The 23,582-nt window shown below is 67.9% G+C and carries 18 protein-coding genes and 2 pseudogenes; 8 read left to right on the forward strand and 12 right to left on the reverse strand.

Translation table 11 applies throughout. From position 1 onward, the window contains the following. The first annotated feature begins 65 nt into the window (after positions 1–65). The 4 genes and pseudogenes from ACQR3U_RS07615 to ACQR3U_RS07630 all read left to right on the forward strand — a co-directional run. Positions 66–1,031: a hypothetical protein gene (locus tag ACQR3U_RS07615; protein WP_006553940.1), complete on the forward strand. Its 966-nt coding sequence runs from the start codon at positions 66–68 to the stop codon at positions 1,029–1,031. A 95-nt stretch (positions 1,032–1,126) separates the two neighbouring features. Beyond that, entirely contained in the window at positions 1,127–1,489 is a 363-nt protein-coding gene (locus ACQR3U_RS07620; protein WP_024103494.1) for a PadR family transcriptional regulator, read from the forward strand. Next, positions 1,489–2,841: a permease prefix domain 1-containing protein gene (locus tag ACQR3U_RS07625; RefSeq protein WP_112320151.1), complete on the forward strand. Its 1,353-nt coding sequence runs from the start codon at positions 1,489–1,491 to the stop codon at positions 2,839–2,841. Before ACQR3U_RS07620 ends, ACQR3U_RS07625 begins: the two co-directional genes overlap by 1 nt. Positions 2,842–3,166: 325 nt before the next feature. Then, positions 3,167–3,559, forward strand: a pseudogene (locus ACQR3U_RS07630) (aromatic ring hydroxylase); the annotation flags it as partial. A 61-nt stretch (positions 3,560–3,620) separates the two neighbouring features. Here ACQR3U_RS07630 and ACQR3U_RS07635 read toward each other — a convergent pair. From ACQR3U_RS07635 to lhgO, 5 genes are all read right to left on the reverse strand, one after another. Beyond that, complete coding sequence (locus ACQR3U_RS07635; RefSeq protein WP_033097335.1) at positions 3,621–4,280, reverse strand: response regulator; 660 nt, start codon at positions 4,278–4,280, stop codon at positions 3,621–3,623. Positions 4,281–4,293: 13 nt separating this feature from the next. Next, entirely contained in the window at positions 4,294–5,466 is a 1,173-nt protein-coding gene (locus tag ACQR3U_RS07640; RefSeq protein WP_230810112.1) for a sensor histidine kinase, read from the reverse strand. Positions 5,467–5,476: 10 nt separating this feature from the next. Next, positions 5,477–6,061, reverse strand: a complete 585-nt coding sequence (locus tag ACQR3U_RS07645; RefSeq protein ID WP_006553945.1) for a DUF1772 domain-containing protein — start codon at positions 6,059–6,061, stop codon at positions 5,477–5,479. 80 nt (positions 6,062–6,141) lie between these two features. Continuing rightward, a complete protein-coding gene (locus tag ACQR3U_RS07650) occupies positions 6,142–6,801 on the reverse strand; it encodes an SDR family oxidoreductase (RefSeq protein WP_006553946.1) in 660 nt (219 codons plus the stop codon). Between the two features lie 86 nt (positions 6,802–6,887). Beyond that, entirely contained in the window at positions 6,888–8,084 is a 1,197-nt protein-coding gene (lhgO, locus tag ACQR3U_RS07655) for an L-2-hydroxyglutarate oxidase (RefSeq protein WP_230810171.1), read from the reverse strand. 210 nt (positions 8,085–8,294) lie between these two features. Here lhgO and ACQR3U_RS07660 point away from each other — a divergent pair, with 210 nt between their 5' ends. After that, entirely contained in the window at positions 8,295–9,095 is an 801-nt protein-coding gene (locus tag ACQR3U_RS07660; protein WP_200359737.1) for a DUF5602 domain-containing protein, read from the forward strand. 48 nt (positions 9,096–9,143) lie between these two features. Next, positions 9,144–9,482: an SRPBCC family protein gene (locus ACQR3U_RS07665; protein ID WP_230810113.1), complete on the forward strand. Its 339-nt coding sequence runs from the start codon at positions 9,144–9,146 to the stop codon at positions 9,480–9,482. A 53-nt stretch (positions 9,483–9,535) separates the two neighbouring features. On the opposite strand, the gene ACQR3U_RS07670 is transcribed toward ACQR3U_RS07665, so the two are convergent. From ACQR3U_RS07670 to ACQR3U_RS07695, 6 genes and pseudogenes are all read right to left on the reverse strand, one after another. Further along, the gene (locus ACQR3U_RS07670) at positions 9,536–10,639 is read right to left on the reverse strand and encodes a glycosyltransferase (protein WP_230810114.1); all 1,104 of its coding nucleotides are present in this window, start codon (positions 10,637–10,639) and stop codon (positions 9,536–9,538) included. Positions 10,640–10,642: 3 nt separating this feature from the next. Further along, a complete protein-coding gene (locus ACQR3U_RS07675) occupies positions 10,643–11,641 on the reverse strand; it encodes a helix-turn-helix transcriptional regulator (RefSeq protein WP_230810115.1) in 999 nt (332 codons plus the stop codon). Between the two features lie 307 nt (positions 11,642–11,948). Then, a pseudogene (locus tag ACQR3U_RS07680) lies at positions 11,949–12,104 on the reverse strand (salicylate monooxygenase); the annotation flags it as partial. A 139-nt stretch (positions 12,105–12,243) separates the two neighbouring features. Beyond that, entirely contained in the window at positions 12,244–12,642 is a 399-nt protein-coding gene (locus ACQR3U_RS07685; RefSeq protein ID WP_230810116.1) for an excalibur calcium-binding domain-containing protein, read from the reverse strand. A 218-nt stretch (positions 12,643–12,860) separates the two neighbouring features. Continuing rightward, the gene (locus ACQR3U_RS07690) at positions 12,861–14,744 is read right to left on the reverse strand and encodes a 3-oxoacyl-ACP synthase III family protein (protein ID WP_230810117.1); all 1,884 of its coding nucleotides are present in this window, start codon (positions 14,742–14,744) and stop codon (positions 12,861–12,863) included. Positions 14,745–14,790: 46 nt separating this feature from the next. Continuing rightward, positions 14,791–15,624: a 3-oxoacyl-ACP reductase family protein gene (locus ACQR3U_RS07695; protein WP_230810118.1), complete on the reverse strand. Its 834-nt coding sequence runs from the start codon at positions 15,622–15,624 to the stop codon at positions 14,791–14,793. Positions 15,625–16,296: 672 nt separating this feature from the next. On the opposite strand from ACQR3U_RS07695, the gene ACQR3U_RS07700 reads away from it, so the two are divergent. Together ACQR3U_RS07700 and ACQR3U_RS07705 are read left to right on the forward strand one after the other, a co-directional pair. Further along, positions 16,297–17,076: an alpha/beta fold hydrolase gene (locus ACQR3U_RS07700; protein ID WP_230810119.1), complete on the forward strand. Its 780-nt coding sequence runs from the start codon at positions 16,297–16,299 to the stop codon at positions 17,074–17,076. A 97-nt stretch (positions 17,077–17,173) separates the two neighbouring features. Next, entirely contained in the window at positions 17,174–17,554 is a 381-nt protein-coding gene (locus tag ACQR3U_RS07705) for a hypothetical protein (RefSeq protein WP_230810120.1), read from the forward strand. Positions 17,555–17,627: 73 nt separating this feature from the next. Here the strand turns inward: ACQR3U_RS07705 and ACQR3U_RS07710 are convergent, their stop codons facing one another. Beyond that, positions 17,628–23,105 (reverse strand): carboxyl transferase domain-containing protein, encoded by a 5,478-nt coding sequence (locus tag ACQR3U_RS07710; RefSeq protein WP_230810172.1) that lies wholly within the window; start codon positions 23,103–23,105, stop codon positions 17,628–17,630. Positions 23,106–23,582: the final 477 nt, after the last annotated feature.

The raw sequence follows: 23,582 nt of genomic DNA on the forward strand, positions 1-23,582 counted from the left end.
TGCGCGTCCCGAACTGAGCCGGAAGACGTGATGCATCCGGCCCTTCGACGTAGCACGATTGGGGTATGGCCGACACGTCGAAACCCACCGCCGCAGTCCCCACCGCCCCCGACGCGGTCCTCGAGGCGTTGCGGGGAGCAGTCGCGTCGGTGGAGGCCGCCGTCGTGCGTCTCGAAGGCGACGATGCGGCGCCCGGAACCGTCGACTGCGTGCTCGACCTGGCCGGGGCGGAGCCGGCCGGCGACATCGTCGCGACCCATAATGTTCTGACCAGGGCGGCATCGATCGCCGACCACACCGGCGGTCTTCCCGACCGGGACTGGCAGTCGATCGCCGACCTCGGTGAGGTCCTCGCCTGGACGGTGACGCGTCTGCGCGGGCACGTCTCTTCGTCGCTCGACGATCTCGGACTCGACGCGGCGGTGGGTGAGCACGTCGAACTGCTGCAGAAGGTCGCGGTGGAGGAGGCTCTGGGGGAGACGCTGCAGTTGCTCGTGATCGTCGAGGACTGCCTGTTCCTGTGGCATCGCGTGCGCCTGGCACGCACGCCCGACGACGAACTGCGCGACGCGCTGACCTCCGCCCGTCAGGTCCTGGCCGACCACTTCACGCAGGACGCCGAACTGCTGCGCCGCGCCCGTGCCGCGCTCGCCCGGTTCGCGGAGGGCACCCCGATCGAGGTCGTACGCCGCTTGTCGTCGGGACGGACGACGAAGGTGCTCGCGGGTCTGCGTCAGGACTTCGACGACTTCCGGTGGGCGTGCCGTGCCGACGAGGCGGGTTGGCTCGACGACGAGGACCCGGTGATCGCCGAGGCCCTGGACTCGATGAGCAGTCCGCTCAAGGCGGTCGGGGGAGTCCTCGGAGACGTGTTCGAACGCGGCCGTGCGCGGGTGACGGAGACGTGGAGTCGCTCCGAGGCTTCGGAATCTGCCGCTTCGGGATCTGCCGCTTCGGGATCTGCGGATTCCGGATCGACCGCCTCCGGCTCCGACGAATCCACAACCGCCGGATCCGACGACCGGCAGTAGACGCCACCGCACCACCTTGCGGAGAGCGCTCGGTCCTCATACCTAGATCTGCTAGGGTCACCGTTATCCATAGAACCTCTAGGTATGAGGACGACATGTTCATCGAGAAGGATTTGGTGGCCGCGTCCGCCACCCCGCTCGTGCTCGGCATCCTCGCCGAGGGCGAGTCGTACGGGTATGCGATCATCAAACGCGTCAACGAGCTGTCGCAGGGCCGGATGCAGTGGACCGACGGGATGCTCTATCCCCTCCTGCACCGTCTCGAGCGGGCGGGGCACGTGTCCGCCACCTGGCGTGTCGCCGACAACGGGCGGCGCCGCAAGCACTACGCCATCACCGACGCGGGCCGGGAAGTCCTCACCGAACGGGCGGCGCAGTGGACGGTCGTCGCCGAGGCCCTGCACCAGGTGTGGCAGTCGGCCCAGTTGCCTCCCGCCGTCGCGCCGGGGTGGTCGTGATGACACTCGACGCACATCTCGAGGACCGGATCGCCGGCTGGCGCAACTACGTCGCCGACCATCGGGTCATCTCGTCCTCGGACATCGACGAGATGGAAGATCATCTGCGGGAACAGATCTCGGACCTCGTGTCGGTCGGACTGACGGCCGACGAGGCATTCCTCGTCGCGGTCGGCCGGATGGGTGGTCTCGACGAGGTCTCCCGCGAGTTCGCCCAGGAACACTCCGACCGGCTGTGGAAGCAGCTCGTCCTCACCGGTGGCGGTCGCGGTGAGGAGTCCGGAACCCCGCGTCGCCGTAGGGAACTCGCGGTCGTCCTCGCCTGCGCGCTCGGTGCCGGTCTGGCCGTCCGGGCCGGATTCGAGTGGCTCTCCGATAACGCACTGGTGCGCAACGCCGCCGTGCTCATGCTGCCCTTCCTCACGCTGTATTTCGCGTGGAAGCGTCAGATGAGTCCGAAGAGCAGTGCGCTCCTTGCCGTTCCGTTCGTCCTCGTGGCGATCGTGCTCAACGTCTTCCCGTTCGAACCGGGCGGCGCCACCGAGATCATCGCGGCGATCCACGCCCCGGTGGTCCTGTGGTTCGTCGTCGGTGCGGCCTATGTCGCAGGGCAGTGGCGATCCCATCGCCGTCGCATGGACTTCGTGCGCTTCACCGGGGAGTTCGCCGTGTACCTGGCGCTGCTCGCGCTCGGCGGCGGCGTGCTCATGGGGCTGACCGCGGGTGCCTTCAGCGCCCTGGAGATCGATATCGAACCGTTCTTCGAACAGTGGATCGTCCCGTTCGGGCCGGCCGGAGCGATCGTCGTCGCGGCCTGGCTCGTCGAGGCGAAGCAGCAGGTCGTGGAGAACATCGCTCCCGTTCTCACCCGGGTCTTCACGCCCGTCACGATCCTCATGCTGGTCGCGCTGTTCGTCGCGGTGATCGCGTCCCACAGCGTCGTCGACGTCGACCGGGGCCTGCTGATCCTCATGGACCTGATCCTCGTGCTCGTCCTCGGACTTCTGCTCTACTCGATCTCCGCCCGCGACCCGCACGCCGCACCGGACGTCTTCGATCTGCTGCAGGTGATGCTGATCGCCGCGGCGCTCGCCGTCGACCTGCTGATGCTCACCGCGATGGCCACCCGCATCGCCGAGTTCGGCTTCACCGCCAACAAGGTCACCGCCCTCGGTCTGAACCTCGTCCTCCTGGTGAACCTCGTGTGGGCGGCGTGGCTCGGCATCTCGTTCCTGCGGGGCCGCACCGGTTTCGCGGCGGTCGAGCGGTGGCAGATGCGCTACCTGCCCGTCTACTGCGGGTGGGCGGCACTGGCGGTCGTCGCGATCCCGCCGCTCTTCCGGTTCGTGTGAGCGCTCTCGACTCGGGACTACCATGCCCAGGACGGACGCGGTGCCCACGTACACGATGAGGCAACTCGCTCTCGTCTGCGATCACCGACCAGAAGGCCCTCGCGGTCAAGTTCCTCGTCCGGCAGCGCGCCCAGGGCGTCAAGCTCACACCGACCGGTCACGCGGTGCTCGAGCGGGCGAAGATGCTGCTGCACCACGCGAGCGAACTCGAGAGCGACGCGCGGTCGGAGGCGGGCGACATCGTCGGTCCGGTGGCGGTGGGGTGTTATCTCTCCCTCGCGCCGACATCGACTTCCGCGAGGACACCCAGAACCGTTTGCGGATGCTGCTCGACTCGCCCGATCTCGTCGAGGCACTCGGCGCGACGGCCGGTGAGGCCTTCGTAGTCCGCCCCGACGGTCTGCTGCTGTGCCGTGTGCCGGTCGCCGACCTGGACAGTGTCGCCGCATCCCTGCGCTCCGGTGCCGCTCCGGCGGGCGCGGAACTCCCGGCCCGGCCTGCCGAGCAGGTCACCGAGGACGACCAGCGTCGCGAGAACGTCTGGCTCGGCCTGTCGACTGCCCTGGATCAGGCCGCCGAGGACGACCGCGAGGGCTTCCTGACACGACTCGCGCTGGTGCTCGGCTCGCAGATCGACCGCCGGCAGTTCGAGGAGGCCATCGCGGCCGCCGCGGACACCTCACCGCTGCGCGTGGAGGAACTCGCCCCGCAGGCCTGACCGCCGATACCGCTCGACCATCCGTCCCCGGTAGCCCCCTGCTACCGGGGGCGGACCCCTGTCAGGGATCGGTCGGCGGGACCAATCCCGTGCGGAAGGCGATCGCGACGAGATTCGCCCGGTCCCGCGCCTGGAGCTTCGCGAGAATACGGGTGACATGGGTACGCACTGTCGTGGGACTGATGAACAGCTCGCGTCCGATCTCGTCGTTCGACAGCCCCCGACCGACCTCGGCGAGGATCTCGCGTTCGCGCTCGGTGAGCACACTCAGCATCTCCGTCCCTCGCACCCGGGGACTGCGCGCTGCCGCCTGCATGACACGGCGCGTCACCGTCGGCGAGAGCATCGCCTCGCCGGCCGCGACGGTGCGGACGGCGGTACGCAGTTCCTCGGGGGCCGAGTCCTTCACGAGAAAGCCGGTCGCACCTGCACCGATCGCGTCGAGAATGTTGTCGTCGCTGTCGAAGGTCGTCAGCACCACCACCCGTATCCGGGTCGACGGCGAGGCGCCGAGGATCCGGCGGGTCGCTGTGATCCCGTCCGTCCCCGGCATCCGGATGTCCATGAGCACCACATCGGGTTCCGTACGCTCGACCACTCTCACGGCGTCGTTGCCGTCGGCGGCTTCGCCCACCACCTCGATGTCGTCGGCGCGACCGAGCAGTGCCCGCAGCCCCTCCCGGACGAGGGCCTGGTCGTCGACGATCACCACCCTGATCACGATCGACCTCCTGTCACGATCGACTTCCCGTGGGGATCCGGGCCGACACGAGGAAACCCCCACCGTCCCATCGTCCCGTCTCGATCGTTCCGCCGAGCAGACCGACGCGTTCGTGCATGCCGGCGAGCCCCCAGCCGGCCGAGGCGCCCTGGCTCGGACCCCGACCGTCGTCCTCTACGGCCACGACGAGGACATCGTCCCGAAGTGTCATTCTCACAACCGCTTTCGAGGCATCGGCATGTCGTAGGACGTTGCTCAGCGCCTCCTGCACCACCCGATAGGCAGTCGCGGCCACAACCGATGGAAGGTCGTCGGTCGTTCCGTCGCGGTCGATGCGCACGTCGAGTCCCGCGGCGCGCACCGTGTCGACGAGACGGGGCAGCTGCGCGAGCGACGGTGTCGGGGCGCGGCGGGAATCGTCAGGGGAGCGGAGGGCCTCGACCGTGGCGTGGAGTTCCTCCACCGCACGCGAACAACCGGTGCGTACCGCGGCGAGCGACCGGCGAGCGAGCGGCGGATCGTCCTCGATCGCTTCCGTCGCGACGCCGGCGTGCAACGAGATGACCGAGACGGTGTGCGCGAGCAGGTCGTGGAGGTCGCGGGCGATCTGCACCCGTTCCCGCTCGACCCGCCGGGCGGTTTCGTGCTCGCGTTCGAGCTGTGCTGCCCGTTCCCGCCGGACCATCTCCGCTCGCAGAGCGCGTCGCGACCGGACACTGTCGCCCAGGGCGATGACCGCGGCCATCAGTCCGATCTGCCCTCCCACCTCGAAGCCGAAGAGGTACGCGAGATCGTCGCCCTGCGCCCAGCGCACCCCGGTCGACAACACCGCCAACGTGACGGCCACGGTCACAGCCCAGCGCAGATGTGCCCGCTCGGCAGCCGAGTACAACGCCACCGCCAGCGGAACGGCGAGACCGATCGGCGGCAGCGACAGGCTGTAGTACACGACGAGCGCGACGGCCGTGAAGAGCAATACGCCCACCGGGTGAGTCCGGCGTACGAGGACCGCGCCGGCGACGAGTGCAGCAAAGACGTAGGCGAGTGCCGTCGGTCCCGAGCTGTCGCTCCCGAGATCCGCGACGATCGCCCCGACGAGAACGGCAAGGACCACAGCCGCGAGGAGCACATCGATCGTGCGGGCCCGGCTTCCGGTGCCGCCGGGGCCGCGAGCGGACCACCACACGTCGGCGACGTTACCGCGCGGACGGCGCGGGCGGCATTCGAACATCGTGTGCGGCCTGCTCCCGTGCGGCACGAGCGAGTGCAGACGAGATCAGCACGCGACGCAGGGCGCCGAACGCGAGTGTCGCGGTGAGTGCACTCATCGCGAGCCGCACACGGTGGCCGGTCACGAACTCCGTGGCCACGCGACGCAGTGTCTCCGCCGAGTGCACCGCGATGCCCTCGTCGAACATGATGGTGTTGCGCGGCCAGAAGTACAGCGCGGAGAACGCGAACTCGCCCAGGAGCAGGACGGTCAGGCTCGCGAGAACCCACCTGCGCGCCGCCCGGTCCCGGCGTACGACGATGAGGGCGGCGAGACCGAGAGCGACCGTGAGTGCTCCCATCGGCGGGAAGAAATCGGCGGGACCGGTCTGCGAGAAGAACCGGACGGCCAGATCGAGAGAGTCCGGCGGAGCGTGGAAGATGTTGGGATACAGAATGATCGTTTCGGCGAGGATGCCCCCGAACGCGATGAGCGCGACCCAGGAATAGGCCGCGCTCACCACGGTTCGGAGGGTGTCGCTTCGGGAGTTCGTGACTCGGAGTGCGGTCATGGGATCGACGTTAGGAGCGGTGGGCTCCGCAAGCGTCCACCCGTGATCGTGATCCGCGTACGACTTCCGACGTACGGGGATTACCGCAGCGCGTCGAGTGCCTCGTCGATCGGGACGTCACCGTTGTTGAACTCGATGGTGCGTCCCACCGTCTCCGGTCGCTCGAGCACCGCTGCGGCGACGGCCGCGACGTCGGCGCGCGAGACCTGCCCCTTGTCGCTCGCCCCGTGCCCCTCGATCTCGATGCGGCCGGTGGGCGGGTCGAGGGTCAGCGCGCTCGGACCGAGGATCGTCCAGTCGAGGTCGGTGCCCCGCAGATGGGTGTCCGCCGCCGACTTGGCCTCGGCATAGGCGTAGAAGCTGTTGTCCTCGGGGACGCCGTGGTCGGGGCGGGCCCCGAAGTACGACACCATCACGTACCGACGGACCCCGGCCTCCTGCGCGGCGGTCATCGAGGCGATCGCCGCGTCGCGGTCCACCGCATAGGTGCGTTCGGGATTCCCTCCGCCGGCGCCCGCGGACCAGACCACCGCGTCGTGGCCGCGCAGCAGCTCGGTGATCTCGGCGATGTCCATCTTCTCGACGTCGGCGACGACGGGCGTGCCACCGGCAGCGCGGACATCGTCGGCGTGATCGGGATTGCGGATGAACGCACTGGTCTCGTGACCGGCATCGGCCAGCAGCCGCTCGAGATGCAACGCGACCTTGCCGTGTCCTCCGAAGAGTGCGATTCGTGCCATGGAGACCTCCTGACGATGAAGTGGTTCCCTGCAGCATGCCCCGAACCGGTCACCGCGAACCGTGACGTCCGCCGCCGGATGCCCGATCAGGCGATGCGTTCGAGTGCGCGGTCGACGAGATACTCCGCGATCGCCATCGACGAGGTGGCCCCGGGCGACGGGGCGTTGCGCAGGTGCACGACCCGTCCGTGCCCGGTGACGACGAAGTCGTCCTCGAGACCTCCGTCGGAGTTCATCGCCTGAGCGCGGATGCCACGCGGACCCGGCCGCACGTCGTCGACGGTCAGCCCGGGCATGTACGCGGCCGCATCGGCGACGAACCGCCGAGTGCTGCTCGCCGTGCGTAGTTCCCGACCCGCTGCGGGCAGGTTGTTCGCGGCGAACCGCCAGAAACCGGGCCAGGCGACGGCATCACGCAGATCCCGCCACGATCCGCGCCCGCCGCGATAGGCCTCGCGGCCGGGGGAGAGGAAGGCGTTGGGTCCCACCATCACCTCGCCGTCTATCCGCCGGGTGAGATGCACACCGAGGAACGGATAGCGGGGATCGGGCACCGGATAGATCAACCCGCGCACCTTCGCCGCCGCGTCGGGTTCGAGTAGCAGATAGTCGCCGAGGAACGGGACGATCCGCGGGTCGCGGGTGTCACCCGAGGTGTGGGCGAGGCGGTCGGACTGCAGTCCCGCGCACGTGATCACCAGGTCGAAGGCCAGTTGATCGCCCGGGATGTCGACGACGACCTGCTCGCCCGCCTCACGGATCGCCGTCACGGCGGTACCGGTCCGCACCGTGCCGCCCGCGGCGACGACGTCGTTCGCGAGCGCGCGGGTGACGGCGACGAAATCGATGATCGCCGTGTGCGGGGAATGAAGGGCCGCGATCCCGACGGCGTGCGGTTCGATCGCGGTGATCTCGTCGCCGCCGATGCGTCTGATGCCGGGGACCCCGTTCGCCGTGGCCCGCGAGAAGATCGCGTCGAGCCGGCCGAGTTCCGATTCGTCGAGGGCGACGACGACCTTGCCGCACTCGTCGTAGGGCAGGCCCTTGTCCGTGGTGAACGTCTGCAACAACTCCACCCCACGCCTGCACAACCGGGCCTTGAGGCTGCCGGGTGTGTAGTAGAGGCCGGCGTGGACGACACCGCTGTTGTGCCCTGTCTGATGCGCGGCGAGCCGATCCTCCTTCTCGAACAGAGTGACGTCGGCGTCCGTGAGGGCGAGTCGCCGGGCGGTCGCGGCACCGATGATTCCCCCACCGACCACCGCGACGCGAAGGTTGCGAATACTCAAGGGCCGCTCCCTGTTCTCCGCGGATCGTGACGTCTGTCTGCAGTCCGGCGAGTATATGCCGCGACGCTGTGAGGACGAGCTCTTCTGTCGGATCGCTCGGCGAAATCCCCCGAATGAGAGATGGCCGGGGTGACGAACACCGGTCGAGACTGGACCCACGGAATGGAGAGGTTCACCGAGAACCCTCGGCGATCGGATATCACCATGAAGAAACATCGATCATCTCGTTCCATCGCAGTGCTCCTCGCCGCGTGCGTCGCCGTGGCGGTCGGCGGCGTGGCGTCGGCGGTGCCCACACCTGCCCACCTGCACTTCGGTCAGGCCGTGAGCGTCGGTGACGGAACCGCGCGTGCGTACGCCACCGTCGATGCGAACGGAGCCCCGACCGCCGTCGGTATCCGCTTCTCGCCGGCGGCCCTCGACGGACTGCCCGATGCCGACGAGATGTACATGCTGCACCTGCCCGTTCAGGCATCCGACACGGTGTTCGACCACGTCATGCTGAACTGGAACCCGCGCGGACACGATCCGACCGTGCTGTTCGGGAAGCCCCATTTCGACATGCACTTCTATATGACCGACATGGCGGCGATCGAAGCAATCGACCCGACCGCACCGGATTACGCCGCTCGCGCGGAACGACTCCCGGACCCGAAGTACATGCCCGGCGACTACGTGACCCCGCCGGGGATGCTCGCATCGCAACTCGCGGTGCCGTTCATGGGTGTGCACTGGCTCGACATCACGGAAAAAATGGTTCCGGGCGTCTACGACTTCACCGAGACGTTCGTCAACGGTTCGTGGGACGGCGACTACACCTTCATGGAGCCCATGATCACGCGGGAGTGGCTGCTGACCCGTCCCACCATCCGCGAACAGATCAAGTTGCCGGCCGCCTATCAGCACTCGGCCTGGTATCCCACCGTCTACAGCGTCGGATTCGACGAGCAGGCGCAGGAATACGACATCGCCCTCGGAGGAATGGTCCCGCGCCAGGCATCCTGACGCGCACCTCCATGAGAACCATTGCGGTACAGCAGGAACAGTCACTGCATGTCGGGTGAGGGCGGCAAGGAGGGATCCGTCTCGCGCGCCACCGTCAAGGTTGCCGGACGGCGGATCGAACTCACCGAGGAACTGGCCCGCGTCGAGCCCGGCAGAGCCCAGCACCGCCGCAGCGTGAAGAGTCCGATCCGGTACGAGACCGTCTATCGCTTCGAGCCGGTGGAGACGAGAACCCGCGTCACCTTCCACCAGGACACCGAGGACGTCGGGAACCTCTTCGGCAGGTTCACCCAGCCGGTCGTGGAGAAGCTGTACGCGCGCGATGTGCGGAACAACCTCGAACACGCGAAACAGCTTCTGGAGGAGGGAGATGCGATCGAAGGGTGATGCGAAGGATCGACCCGCACCTACCGGACAGGTGCCGGTCCTTCGCGTGTTCGTCAGTGGTCGACGAGCGTCAACACCCGGTCGGCCGCAGCCGATGCACCGTCGACGGTTCGGAGACGGGCGCCGAGTTCTGCTGCTGCCGTGCGATAACCGTCGTCGGTCAGCAGCCTCTCCAAGGCCGCGCGTATCTGCTCGGGCGAGGCGGTCTTCCGCAGGCGGATTCCAGCCCCCGCCTTCGCGACCTCACGACCGATGATCGCCTGATCCGTCACCGCCGACATGGGCATGATCAGTATCGGAAGTCCGTGTGCGAGAGCCCGGAAGGTCGTCGCGTGCCCGCCGTGCCCGACGACCGCCGAACAGGTCCGCATCAGCTCGTGGTGCGGGATGTACCGACGGACGGTCGCATTGGGCGGTACGCGCAACCCGGTAGGGTCGATCGCCGGCCCGGTCGTGACGACGAACTCCGCGTCCATCTCCGCGGCGGCGTCGAAGATGTTCTGGTAAGTGCGGCGCTGACCCGGGAAGCCGGCAGTGCTCAGACTGACCAGCACGCGCGGCGGTGTTCGACCGACCGCCGCGGCCTTCGCGTCGTGAATCGCACCGGTCCAGGTCAGCGAGCCGTCCGTGCGCCGTCGCGCGGCCGGGTCGAGCACTCGGTCCGAGCACACGAGTCGCATGTCGGCCTGTTCCCACAGTCGCTTCGGACCCAGGCCGCGTAGTCGCGAACCGATCCCGAACGGTCCGTGCCGGAAGGCGCCGTCGAATGCGGCGAAGAAGGAATGGAACAGCACCACGTACGGCACCCCGGTGCGCGCCGCAGCGTCCTGGGCGTTGAACAGCATGCAATCGACGATCACCAGATCGGTCGGCTCCCCGGCGATCTCGTCCTCCACATCCCGTGCGACGGCGGAGTCGGTCATCATGGCGTAGGCCATGGTCAGCACTTTCGGGGTGCTCAGTTCTACGTGCGGGGTCCAGGTCGGCGAGTGCCGGTAGCCGCAGAAGACGAGGTAGGCATCCTCCGCGACCTTCCGTTGCGATTCGTGACCGAGAACCCGAACGTGATGTCCGCGGCGGTGCAACTCGCATCCGAGCGCTGCTTCGGGTGGGTAGTTCCCCCCGCCTTCCAGTGTGACGATCAGGATGCGTGCCACGGCTCACCTCTTCCGATGTGCACCGACCGGGACGCTCGTCGGCGCCGGTTTCTCGACGAACCACCCGTCCGGCCCGATCTCCGTACCGACCCGGGGGAGGCAGTGCGTGAAGAACAGTCGTGCGACGAGTTCCTGCCGACTGTTCACGCCCGTCTTCGCATAGATGCTCTTCAGGTGGTCCTGCACGGTGTACGGGCTGACGAACAGTCCACGCGCGATCTCGGTGCGTGTCTCTCCCGCAAGAACGCGGGCGAGGACATCGGTCTCCCGTTCGGTGAGACCGTGAAGGGCGGCGGTCAGAGCCACGAGCTGACCGGGCTGCGCGGGTTCGATCGCGACGACGATCCGGGCCGATTCTCCTCGGCCGTCCAGCGACCCGGCCCGCAGGACGAGCCACTGACCGTCCTCCGTACGGACACGGACGACGCGCGCCGCGGCCCCTTCGTAGCGGAAACGGACGGCGACCACTACGGCCGAGAGCATGAAGGCGCCTTCGGCACCGAGTCGCTCGAGATACTCCACCGCCTGCGGAGTAGTCGATTCGATCTCGTTGTCCGCGCCCACCACCACGACCGCGGGACCGGAACCGCCGGGTGATGCGTCCGCCGCGAGTCGAGGGCATTCGCGGAGCAACGACAACCGCAGTCCGTCGCCGATCTCGCCCACGCATCCTGCGAGTGCTGCCACATCGTCGGCGTCGAAGCGTCGGCCGGGGGCGCGCATGAGAGTGCCGCCGCCCCAGACGCGCCCGTCACGGCCCCGGAAGACGAGACGCACCTCGTCGTCCATTCCCTGCGGTTCGAGGATCTCGCTGTAGGGCAAGGAATCGCGGATGTCGCAGTCGATCGCCTCGCGGATCGTCCGGACACCGGTGCGCGTCCGGGCGAGCTTGCGGTAGGTGTTCGCGAAGCGCGACGTGCCGTACTCGATGTGTGCCACCGTCTTCGCGGCACGACCGGGCGGGGCGTCGGCGCCGAGCATGGTCACGGACGTGAACAACATGCTCGCCGGATCGACGAGAGCGATGCATCCGATGTCGTAGTGGATACGCCGCCGGATCGTGTCGCGAAGACGGCGTGCCGGAACTCGACCGGGTCGGCGGTTCCGAGTGCGATGTCCCGAACCTCGCTGCGGAGCGCCGACGCCTGCCGTGACGCGGTCATATTTTCAGTATGTGCTGGTCACGGTCGCTCCGGTACCTTTCGGTGCGGGACGAACGACGTATATACGGCGAATGCCGCCCCGATCGGTGATCGGGGACGGCATTGTCCGGAACGGGACGAATTGCTCTGCGGCGCTGTGTGAGTGCTCAGCGGTTGCGGTCGGAGCTGTAGCCCCGGAGCCAGTCGGTGTACTTGTAGCTCGAGGTGTCGCGGGTGCGGAACAGCTCGTTGCGGGCCTCGCGACCGGCACCGTCGAGGCGCCACAGGTCGCCCCACATGCGTCCGGTGGTGAGGATGCGGTCGGTCGCGGAGCCGTCGGCGTCACCGGCGGAGAACTCACGCCGCCGCGCTGGCTCTGAGGTTTCCGCACGTACGAACGACGAAGGCTCTTCCATCCCGGAGAGGATGGAAGAGCCTTCGCTCTTTTACGGGACGGACCGATCAGCGCGGATCGCGCTCGCAGCCGATCCCGTCGTTGTCGCGGTCGAGGCGCGGTGCGTATCCGGGGTCGTTGCGGTGGACCGGAGCAGCGCCCGCGTTCCAGGCCTCGGTGCAGTTCTTGAACCCGCCGCTCGGTGCGGACGGAGCCGGACGGGGAGCCGGGGGAGCCGGTGCCACCTGCGGAACCGGGCCGGTCTGAGGTGCCGGCGGGGACGGGGGAGCCGGAGGTGCCGGAGGTGCCGGCGGCGGAGCGAACGGATTGAACGATCCGCTCGGAACGAGATCGGCGATGCCCTTCGGGAGCAGGTCCACGAGAGGGAAGGCGGTGGCGGTCGAGGGTGCGGCGACCGTCAGGGCCACACACCCCAGCGTCGCAGCGACGATGCGGCGGAACTTCATGCGCGAGGCCTTTCTGTACTTCGTCCGGATCCGATTTGCCGGATCCGATCGAAATGTCGGCCTGGACGGCGCGGGTGTTACGTCGGCCGGTCGCAGACGACGATCGGCCCGCTCGCGACCGGATGTCGCGAACGGGCCGATGTACTCCGGGCCTGCCGGGGGACGGCCCGGAAGTCCGTCGTACGCCGGGCTCAGCCGGCGTCGGTCCATCTGCCGGCTCAGCCGGCGTCGGCCTCCTCGAACGCCACGACCACCTTCGGGTCGATCCGCATGACGGTGTACCCCGCCACCGCTCCGGCGCCGAAGCCGGGAGCGAAGATGCGCACCGGTTCGGTGATGACCCCCTCGCGGACGGCGTCGTGGATCGCGAGTGGGATGCTCGCCGACGACGTGTTGCCGACCTTCTCGATGTTGAAGTACAACCGGTCGGCCGAGAGTCCGGCGTTCGCGGCGAGCTCGATGACCATCGTCTTGTTCGCCTGATGGGGAACGATGAGATCGATGTCGTCGAGCAGTGAACGCTCGGCATCGTCGGGAGACGGGAGGGCCTTGATCTCGTCGAGCATCTGCGCCAGATAACGACCGGCGAGCGTCTTCACCTCGGGTCCGTAGACCGTGATGAAGTTGTCGAAGTCCGGGTTCGGCCAGATGATCGAGTTGACCTCGCTCGTCGGGCCGCTCGCGTAGCTGTTGAAGAACTCGAGATCGGGTGCCTCGCCCTCGGCGGCCGGAGAGATGACCATCGCCGCGGCGCCGTCACCGAAGATCATCCGGGACGGCCGGACGGTGCCGATCTTGTCCGAGAACTTCTCGACGCACACCACGAGGACGGGGCGCTTGACCTGCTGCAGGATGCGGGTCGCCTCGGCCAGGCCGTAGGGCATTCCCGCGCACGCCGCGATCAGGTCGAACGAGGCATGGGTCTGCTCGATGCCCAGTTCGCCCGAGATCCACGTGGCCAGCGACGGGATCAGCCGACCGCTCGTGCACGTGCAGGTGATGACCGCGCCGATGTCCTGCGGGCCGACTCCGGCGTGGGTGATCGCCTGCTTCGCCGCCGTCAGGGCCAGGTCCTCGAAGGTTCCCGAGGTGTACCGGCGCTGCTCGATCCCGGTCTTGGCCGTGATCTCGTCGGCCGACATGGGCGACCAGTTGTAGGCGGTGTTACGGATCAGGTCCTCGTTGGTGCACACCTGGTCGCCGTGCGCGACCGCGATCGCATCGATGCGGGGTGCGATCGCGAACTCCGAGCGCACGTCGACGGCCGGGTAGGGCGCAGACGGTGCCACCGGTTCGTGCCGCGTGTACGAGGTGGCCTTACGGGTCCTGCCCGACATGACCCGGTTGATGAACCGCTGGACCTCGCGATTGCGCGGATGGGAGACCACGACGTAGTCGTCGTCCTTCAAGTCCGCGACCCGGACGAGTTCGGTTTCGCTTCCGTCCCAGAGCTGCTGGTTGTGCAGAACCATCGACCAGCGGCTCAGTGCCTCGAGTTCGGCGACGTCCTCGTGACAGTCGAGGATCTCGTCGTATCCGAAGACGGGGTGGTTCGGATCGTAGTGGCGAACACGCAGGGTGATGTTCTCCGGATCGGAGATCAGCTGTGGCACGGTCGGTTTGACCGTGGGCAGGTCGCCGGCGAAGTGACGACGCGAACCGAAGACCGCGAAGAGTCGATCGAAGATGCGGTCCTCGGCGGCACTGTCCCATGCGCGGGGGAGAGCGCGGTAGGCCTCCTCGACCGCCCCCAGCCGCTCTTCGGCCTCGGGCCAGGGAGTCAGACGAGGCATGTAGACGTCGTCGCGGTTGCGGGGAACGTCGCCCCAGCGAATGACGCGCCGCTCGAACATCATCAGCGGGAATCGGTCGGCCCAGAAGACGTTCAGGGCCATGTCCCGCATGATCTCGAACTTCGAGGCGTACTTGCCCAGTTCGTGCCGGGAGAGGATCTCCGAGACCGTGGGTGCCTTGGTGTCGAAGTCGCGTCGGATGACGGCGTCGAGGTGGTCGACGCTGCTCAGCGTGGAGAAGTCGAGTTCGGGAACGAAATTGGAGGGGAAGACAATTCGGCCGTGCCGATTGAGCTCGAATGGCTGCATGTGCGAGGGGACCGTTCGATTCGAAGTAGTGGGTGGGGAGACCGGATCACATGTCCAGGCCGCCGTTGACGCCCCATACCTGACCGGTGATGTACGAGGAGGCGTCCGCGGCGAGGAAGTGCACGACCCGGGCGATCTCCTGCGGGTCGGCCAGTCGTTTCACGGGGACGGTGTCGGTGATGCGTGCGAGAACCTTCTCGGGGATGGCCTCGACCATCTCGGTGGCGACGAAGCCCGGGGTGACGGTGTTGACGGTGACGCCGATGCCGTTCGGGTCCAGCTTGTCGTTCTTGGCCAGGTAGAAGGCCGCTTCCTTGGCGAGGGTCTTGGTGAGACCGAACAGGCCGGCCTTCGATGCCGCGTAGTTGGCCTGGCCGATGTTGCCGGTCTCGCCGATGACGGAGGAGACGTTGACGATGCGTCCGGTGCCACGCTCGAGCATGTGGCGCAGTGCGGCCTGCGCCAGGTAGAACGCACCCGAGAGGTTCACGCCGATGACGGTGTCCCAGTCCTCGTCCTGCATCTTCAGCACCGTGCGGTCGATGGTGATGCCGGCGTTGTTGATCAGGATGTCGAGACGGCCGTGCGTTTCGATGACCTCGTCGATGGTGCGTCGGCAGTCGTCGGCGTTCGCGACGTCACCGCGGTGCACGGAGTAACGGACGTCCTTGCGGCCCGTCTCGTTCAGGTCTGCGAGGAACTGATCCGCCTGGGCGGTGTTGCGTCCGTAGCCTGCGGCGACGGTGGCGCCCTGGCTCGCCAGGCTGCGGCTGATCGCCGCACCGATGCCGCGTGTGCCGCCGGTGACGAAGGCGACGCGTCCGCGGAGCTTGTTTCCGCCGGCAGCGATCTGCGAGCTGGGTTCGATGGTGCTGGTCATGCTGATCTCCTCGCTGTGCGAGGGGGCGACGGGCGCGGCTGTTCGCCGACGTCGCACAAACGCCCCCTGCGCGTTGATTTCTCTGTGGAGGAGCACGTTTCGAATCCCCCTGACTCGAACGCGTGTCCCCTGAAACGAGCCTTCATCGGCTCATAACTCCCTGCGGCACCAATCATGCACCACCTCGATGATGTTGTCACCAGAAACAATTCGAGTCTCGAATTTCGTCAGTTTGTCCAAATCGTTCGAGAAGCATTGGAGCACAATCATATTCGACGAAGATTCAGGGTTACCCCACGGTACGAACATGCTGAATGTTCGTATCCATCCGGACGTACAGCCTGCACGAATCGGACTGCTCCAGAATGGCACAACGTGCTACCGGGGAGTCAGGTACAACCGTGTGCACATGGCGTGGACGCGAACGTGTTTCGCGCACGGTCCCGAAAGTAATTGCAGATGAAGGGATTCGGGGTCGATTTCCTGCCGTGGGCGGTCGCTTGACGCCTGTCGGGGAGAGGCGCACTCCGTGCCGCCGAAGCTCGACCAAGACGAGCTCGTTGGTATTCCCCGTTCGAAAACGCGCCACACCTGGCGTCGGTGTGATTCTCGACACTACAGAGGGTCGTTGTGGCGAAGCGCAGGTCTTTCCGGCGATGAGAGGATGGCCCCGTGAGCAACACTCGTCTTGTCGAAACACCGGTGGCCGAGCTCGAGGTACGTCTCGACGGGGAAGGGCCGGCAGTCGTCCTGCTGCCCTCCCTCGGGCGCGACTCCTACGAGTTCGATCCGATCGCGAGCGACCTCGCCGCAGCGGGATTCACCGCTCTGCGACCGCAACCCCGGGGTATCGGCAGCAGCCGCGGACCCATGGCCGGTCTCGACCTGCACGATCTCGCGGGCGACGTCGCCGCCGTCATCGAGCATTTCGACGCCGCACCCGCTGTTGTGGCCGGTCATGCGTTCGGGCACTACGTGGCCCGGGTACTCGCCGCCGACCGGCCCGAACTCGTCCGGGGGGTCGCCGTGCTCGCCGCCGGGGCCCGCCGGTTTCCGGCTTCGCTGACCGAGCGTGTCGCCAAGTGCTCCGACCTCTCGCTTCCCGACCACGAACGACTCGTGCACCTGCGCGACGTCTTCTTCGCCGCAGGACACGATCCGGCGGTGTGGCTCGACGGGTGGTGGCCCGACGCGATCGTGTTGCAGCGGGCAGCGATGGCCGCGACCGACAAGGAATCGTGGTGGACGGTGGCGCCGTCACCTCTGCTCGACGTACAAGCAGGAGAGGACGTTTTCCGGCCCGCGGAGACCCGAGGTGAGCTCGTCGACGAGTTCGGGAGCGAACTCGTCTCCACGGCCGTCGTGCCGGCTTGCGGGCACGCCCTCGTCCCGGAGGCTCCTCACGAGGTAGCCAGGATCCTGGTCGAGTGGATCCGTACGCGTCTCGGATGAAGGTTTCGTCATCTTCGGCTCATCGACCCCTCATCGTCGTGCGCCAAAGTTACCGGTGACCAGGACGAACACCGAGTCGAGGAGAACGATCATGGCGATGAGCCGCACCGCATGGGCCGTGACCGCTGTAGCGGTCGCGATGACGGCCGGCACCGTCGGTTTCGTGTCGGCGAACCGAGGTGAGTCCGCTCCCTCCGAACCGTCGTCGTTCACCGTCGCCCGCGTGGTGGACGAGACGACGACCGGCGGCCCGGATGGAACTGTTCGGGCGGGCGTCGACCCGGCCCGGGATGCGGGGCCGGGTGACCTGCCCACCGACATCCCCTACATCGACGTCACGAGCTGCGACGCGTGGTTCGAGGACTGGGACGACACGGTGCCGGACCACGTCGAGGACTTCTACGACGCGTGGGACGACCGCTGTGACGATGTGCACGACGACGACCGGGACGACCGGGACGACGATCACGACGACTGACCCGCACGACGGCCCCACGACGACGAGACCCCACCGGAAGTGTTCCGGTGGGGTCTCGCTCTCGTTGCGTGGGTTACGCGAGCGTGCGTGCCATGCCGCGCTCGACGGCCGCGATGATCTGCGGCCGCAGCTCGACTGCCGGCACGATCGCGTCGACCGAGCCGACCTGCTGTGCGCGCTGGATGTTGTGGATCGCCTCGAACTCGGCTGCCACCTCACCGAGCTTCTCCGACCGCACCGCGGTGCGCAGAGCGGTGAGCTCGACGCCCAGTCGTGCCTTGTCGCCGTCCTCGGCGGCCCGCAGCTGCGCCTCGAGTTCCACGACCCGCGGATCGCTCGCGGTGCGCTTGTTGACGTCGCGGGTGAAGACCACCGCAGCCGCCGGAGCGCCACCGAGCACCGAGGCGAACGAACCCTCCACGGCAAGGACTTCCATGTTCTCGTTCAGTGCGCCCGAGAACACCACGAAGGCACCACCGTGGTAGCGGGAGACCACGACGAACACGATCGGACCGTCGAAGTTGACGATGGCCCGGCCGATCTCGGCGCCGTACTCGAGCTGCAGGTTGCGCAGCGACTCGGGGGAGCCGTCGAAGCCCGACAGGTTGGCGAGCACCACGAGCGGACGGTTGCCGCTCGCCGCGTTGATCGCCCGTGCCGTCTTCTTCGACGACTTGGGGAACAGCGTGCCCGAGGTCCACTGGTCCGGTCCGTCGGCGGGGAACCAGCCCTTGCGCGGGATCGCGCGGGACTCGATGCCGATGACCGTCACCGGGTTTCCGCCCAGGTGCGCGTCGAACACGACCGAGGTGTCGGCGTCGGCCATGTCGGCCCACCGTTCGAGCACAGCGTGGTCCTGGTCGACCACCGAGCGCATCACCGTACGGATGTCGAACGGCTTCTTGCGATCCGGGTTGGTCTCGGACGAGAAGATGTCGCCCACGGTGGTGAAGTCGCTGGACGGATGCACGTGCGGGTACACGCACACGTTGCGGTCGACCGGGTCGGTGGACGCGGCCTTGCGCGGGAAGCGCTCGCCCGGCGCGACGTAGGCGTGGGCGTAGTGCGCGAACAGCGTCTCGATGGCGGCCCTGAGGTTGGGGGCCCAGTACTGCGCCTGACCGTTGGGGCCCATGACGCGGTCGTAGCCACCGATACCGAAGTTGTCCTCGGCGGAGACGCCACCCGAGTAATCGAGCGACTGCTTGCCGGTGAGCACCATGGCGCTGTCCGGGGTCATCACGAGGATGCCCTTGGTGTGCATGAGCATCGTCGCCTCGGCGTTCCAGTACGGCTGCGCGCCGACATTGATGCCGGTGACCACGACGTTGATCTCGCCGCCGTTCTGCGTGAATGTGATGATGCGACGCAGACCGCGCGACACCCAGTCCATGTTCTCGGTGCCCGAGTCCATGGAGATCGTCGCGCCGGACGACAGCGCGAACCACTCGACGGGAGCGTTCAGGCTCTCCGCCAGGTCGATCGCGGCGACCACACGGGAGCACTCGGCCTCCGCGACGGTGCCCAGCGCCTTGGTGGGATCACCGAACAGCGTGACGCGCTTCATGCCCTCGGGGTACCGCGGGGTCGGGGTGTGGACGACGCCGACGATCAGACCCGCGGTGTTGCGGCCGTAGGGGCGGTCGACGGGCACGAGGGTGCCCTGCTCGTCGAAGTCGTACTCGACGAAGGTGCCCTCGCCGCCGGTGAGCAGCGGGATCAGCTCGTACGGGTAGACGGTGCCGCGGGCACGGGACCGCTGGACCTTCTGGGTGTACTCGTCGAGCGGCTTCAGCGGCTCCTTCGGCGGCTCGGTGACCCGCACGATGACGCCCGCACCGGAGCGGTACGAGAAGCGCAGGGCGACCTCGCGTGCCGGCTCGTCCTGGCGATCACGCCACGACCCGATGACGGTGATCTCCTCGAGTCCGGCACCCACGGTCAGCGGCGCGGCGTTGCGGCCGATGCGGCGTAGGTCCTCCATGTCGAGATCGACTGCGGGCCACACGTAGAGCACCACGCGGTTCGCGTCGAGACGTCGCCCGCCGCGGTTGGCCTGGGCGCGTCGCATGCCGTCGAGCGAGCTCGCGAGAGCGCGTTCGAAGGCCGGCAGTCCGACGATGCGACCGGACTCGTCGCGCTGCGGCGTCAGGTCGCGCACCTCGGCGAGGGCGATGAACCGCTCATCGGACGGATTGTCCTGCGACACCAGGTGATACAGGTAGGTGTCCGGGTTGGCGGGCAGGCGGGTGCCGTCGAAGTTCTTCAGGCGCCACAGATCCAGACGCTGACCCGTGAGCGGGTGGATGTCGCGGATGTTGGTCTCCTCCGCGTATCCGGTCTCGTAGGGGCGGAAGGTGAACACGTGCTCTTCGGCCGTGTCGGTGTGGCAGACCGTCACGGTCACGCGACGGGCCACGCCGGTCACCGGGCGTGCGGCGAGTTCGGCGCGCAGCGCGTCGGCCTGGGCGTCGGCATCGGCCGGAGCGTCGTCCCACGCGAGGTACAGGTCGATCACGAGGTTCTTCGTGTCGGGAACCGAGGCCGCCGACTCCTCGACGGCGTCGAGCAGCGACGCGAACTCGGCCTGCGGGGCCTCGGCGGAGATCAGGTACAGGCGCGTGCCGCGCAGATCGAAGTTGCCGGTGACGAACTGGTGTCCGCCGACGGTGCACGAACACACGTCCTCGAGGGTGCGGATCTTGTACGCCCGGCGAGCGATGACCTCGAGCAGCGGGCCCGGAACGGTCTCCGGACGCGTGATCTGCTGTGCGAGAAGGTCGATCAGCGGCTCGGGTGTGGCGACCAGCGAATCGATGCGCTGCGCGTAGTCCGTCGCCTGCGGATGCTCGGCGAGGTACGCGAGCGAACCGCGGACCCCGTCGTAGACCTGCTCGCGGGCCTTGCGGATCACCGGCTCCTCGAAGTAGCGGTACCGCAGGTTGCGGGCGGTGTCGCCGATGACCGGGAAGCGGACCTGGGTCGCGACGATCAGCCGGTCGAGGACTTCGTTGAGCTCGTGGGAGATCCCCACCTCGGTGTCGTCGCGCTCGACCCAGCGGTCGAGCAGCGAGGTGACCACGGGGACGTGGGCCTCGATGCGCTCGAGCGCGAGGAACAACCGGTAGACGGCCTCCTCGAGCTCCGGGGTGCGATCGAGTTCCAGGACGTCGTAGTGCCGCAGGGCACGGGCGAGACGCGCGCGGAAGCTGTCGGGCAGACCCCCGACCTCCACGTCGAGCGACTGCAGGTAGCCGTGGAAGAACTCGCGGGGGCTGTGGACCCGGTCGTCGCTGTTCTTCTCCTCCTCGGTCGGACGGTTGCGCGACAGTTCGCACACGTCCGCGAAGGTCGTCAGCAGCGAGAGCTCGGCGCGGACGAGCGCGCACGAGTCGACCGAGCCGGAGAGACGCTCGTACTCGGCGAGCAGTGCCGCGGTGCGCTCGGCGGACACGTCGTATCCGGTGACCAGAGCGGCGAGCGAGTCGAGGCGAGCGAGTGCGTCGGCGGCGACATCGTCGCTGAGCGAGGGCGCCGGTGCAGCGAACTCCACGCGCTCGACGGTCTCGGTGACGACCTCCTCGACGATCTGGTCGACCCGCAGAAGCGGGGCGCCCGCGTCGACCTGCGCGTTGACGACGGCGAGGATCTCGCGGACCTTGCCGGCGAAGGGAGCGCGGACCGCGGTCTCCATCTTCATCGACTCGAGCACGACGAGGGTCTGACCGGACTCGACCTCGTCACCGACGGCGACGGGAACCGCGACGACCACGGCCGGGGCAGGGGTGCGCACCACGCCGGCCTCGTCCTGGCTGATCTGGTGGCTGATGCCGTCGACCTCGACGAGGAAGTGGGCCGGACCGGCGATCGACACCACGTTGTGGCGGCGTCCGCCGAGGGTCAGGCGCGACTCGTAGTCGCCCAGCCGCTCGACGTCGACGTCGAACTCGGCGGAACCGGTGTCGACCCGGTAGCGGTGCGGGCCGACCTGGCCGACGACGAGCTCGTAGGCCTGGCCCTGGTAGCTCAGCTCGATCTTGCGTCCGACGGCGTGTCCGGCACGCGGGCGACCGCCGCGGGCCGAAGCGAGGAAGGCGGAGCGCTCGTGGGCCTCGTCGGTGTCGTAGACGTCGACAGCCGTCGCGATCAGAGCGACGTCGGCGATCTTGGACGGACCGGTCTCGGTGCCGGCGCCGGTGCGGTCGAGCCAGCCGGTGTCGGCGGAGGCGTCGATGACCTCGGGACGGTCGAGCAGGTCGAGCAGGAACGACTTGGTCGTCGTGCCGCCGTCGAGGACGACGGTGGTCTCGCGCAGAGCGGTGCGCAGGCGGGCGAGTGCCTCGTCGCGGTCGCGGCCCCACGCGATGATCTTGGCGACCATGGAGTCGTAGTCGGGCGGAATGACGTCGCCCTGGGCGATGCCGGTGTCGACACGCAGACCGGAGCCGAGCGGGAACTTGAGCAGCTGCACGGTGCCGGGAGCGGGTGCGAAGCCGTTGGCGGCGTCCTCGGCGTTCAGACGGGCCTCGACGGCGTGCCCGAACTCGCCGGGGCACTCGCCGGGAAGCTTCTCGCCGGAGGCGACGAGGATCTGCAGCTTGACGAGGTCGATGCCGGTCGTGGCCTCGGTGATGGGGTGCTCGACCTGGAGACGCGTGTTGACCTCGAGGAAGGTGAAGATCTTCAGGTCGGGCTGGTAGAGGTACTCGACGGTGCCGGCACCGGCGTAGCCGGCGGCGCGGACGAGATCGGCCGAGACCGTGCGCAGGTGGTCGGACTGCTCCTTGATGAGCAGCGGCGAGGCGGACTCCTCGATGACCTTCTGGTTCTTGCGCTGGATCGAGCAGTCGCGCACGCCCGGGGCCCAGACGTTGCCGTGCTTGTCGGCGATGACCTGGACCTCGACGTGGCGTGCGTCGGTGACGAGACGCTCGATGAACACGACGGGGTCGCCGAAGGAACGCTCGGCCTCACCCTGGGTGCGCTCGAGGGCGAGCTCGAGCTCGTCTTCGGCGTAGACCTTGCGGATGCCACGGCCACCGCCGCCGGAGCGGGCCTTGATGATCAGCGGGTAGCCGATGGCCTGCGCGTGGCGGCGCGCGTCGGCGCGGGAATCGACGGGTCCACCGGACCACGGTGCGACGGGAACGCCGACCTTCTCGGCGAGGAGTTTCGCCTCGACCTTGTCGCCGAGCAGACGCATGGCGTCGGCGGAGGGACCGATGAAGGTGATCCCGAGGCGGGCGCACAGCTCGGCGAAGGCGGGGTCCTCGGCGACGAAGCCCCAGCCGACCCAGACGGCGTCGGCCTTCGCCTCGAGGAGCGCGCGCTCGAGTTCTGCATGATCGAGGTAGGGGGTCGCCGCCGTCGTCGACGGCCGGAGGGTCACTCCTTCGTCGGCCTGACGGACGAACATCGCCCGTCGCTCGGCATCGGTGTGCAGAGCGATCGTCTTGATGTCGTAGCCGTGCTCGGAGTTGAGCTCCCGGACTGCCCGGATGAGGCGTACGGCCGCCTCACCGCGATTGACCACTGCGATCCGCTTGAACATACTCGTTGCCACCGTTCTCCATGGTTTGTGCACGCATCGGGCGCGCGTCTCGAAGCTCCACCCCAATGAGGAAGTCAAACTAACCGGTCCTACCTTCCACGCCTCGTGTTGGCGACGCGAGCGGGAACATGTAGCGGTCGGCTCCTCGTGGTTGGCATGGGCATGCGTGTTCGTCGTCGATCCACCGGGCAACATCCGCGGTGTCCGAAGGACCGTTTCGAACAGGTCTCCGCAGCTACGGCCGTCGGTTGCGACGGTCACGTCCCCCTGGGCGAAGGCTCCGTTCGGATTACAGCATGGAGGAAACATGAGGGTTTGTCACGTTTTGCTTCCATGCGGGGCGATCGGCGGCGCCCTCGTGGCCGACTTCTCTCACAGGCATTCGCGCGCAGAGGATTTCGCTCGGGAACGGGTGTCGGGGAGGGGGTCTCCGGTCCCGGAGGCTGCCGGTACTGTGCAGTAACACCGATCGGTAAC

It is taken from the genome of Rhodococcus sp. IEGM1339, assembly GCF_050321925.1.
GTDB classification, from domain to species: Bacteria; Actinomycetota; Actinomycetes; order Mycobacteriales; family Mycobacteriaceae; genus Rhodococcus; species Rhodococcus pyridinivorans.

Bases quoted from the DNA above. Each gene is read 5' to 3' on its own strand.
- ACQR3U_RS07615 (WP_006553940.1), top strand. From the start codon at position 66: ATGGCCGACACGTCGAAACCCACCGCCGCAGTCCCCACCGCCCCCGAC.
- ACQR3U_RS07620 (WP_024103494.1), top strand. From the start codon at position 1,127: ATGTTCATCGAGAAGGATTTGGTGGCCGCGTCCGCCACCCCGCTCGTG.
- ACQR3U_RS07625 (WP_112320151.1), top strand. From the start codon at position 1,489: ATGACACTCGACGCACATCTCGAGGACCGGATCGCCGGCTGGCGCAAC.
- ACQR3U_RS07645 (WP_006553945.1), bottom strand. From the start codon at position 6,061: ATGACCGCACTCCGAGTCACGAACTCCCGAAGCGACACCCTCCGAACC.
- ACQR3U_RS07650 (WP_006553946.1), bottom strand. From the start codon at position 6,801: ATGGCACGAATCGCACTCTTCGGAGGACACGGCAAGGTCGCGTTGCAT.
- ACQR3U_RS07660 (WP_200359737.1), top strand. From the start codon at position 8,295: ATGAAGAAACATCGATCATCTCGTTCCATCGCAGTGCTCCTCGCCGCG.
- ACQR3U_RS07665 (WP_230810113.1), top strand. From the start codon at position 9,144: ATGTCGGGTGAGGGCGGCAAGGAGGGATCCGTCTCGCGCGCCACCGTC.
- ACQR3U_RS07675 (WP_230810115.1), bottom strand. From the start codon at position 11,641: ATGTTGTTCACGTCCGTGACCATGCTCGGCGCCGACGCCCCGCCCGGT.
- ACQR3U_RS07685 (WP_230810116.1), bottom strand. From the start codon at position 12,642: ATGAAGTTCCGCCGCATCGTCGCTGCGACGCTGGGGTGTGTGGCCCTG.
- ACQR3U_RS07690 (WP_230810117.1), bottom strand. From the start codon at position 14,744: ATGCAGCCATTCGAGCTCAATCGGCACGGCCGAATTGTCTTCCCCTCC.
- ACQR3U_RS07695 (WP_230810118.1), bottom strand. From the start codon at position 15,624: ATGACCAGCACCATCGAACCCAGCTCGCAGATCGCTGCCGGCGGAAAC.
- ACQR3U_RS07705 (WP_230810120.1), top strand. From the start codon at position 17,174: ATGAGCCGCACCGCATGGGCCGTGACCGCTGTAGCGGTCGCGATGACG.
- ACQR3U_RS07710 (WP_230810172.1), bottom strand. From the start codon at position 23,105: ATGTTCAAGCGGATCGCAGTGGTCAATCGCGGTGAGGCGGCCGTACGC.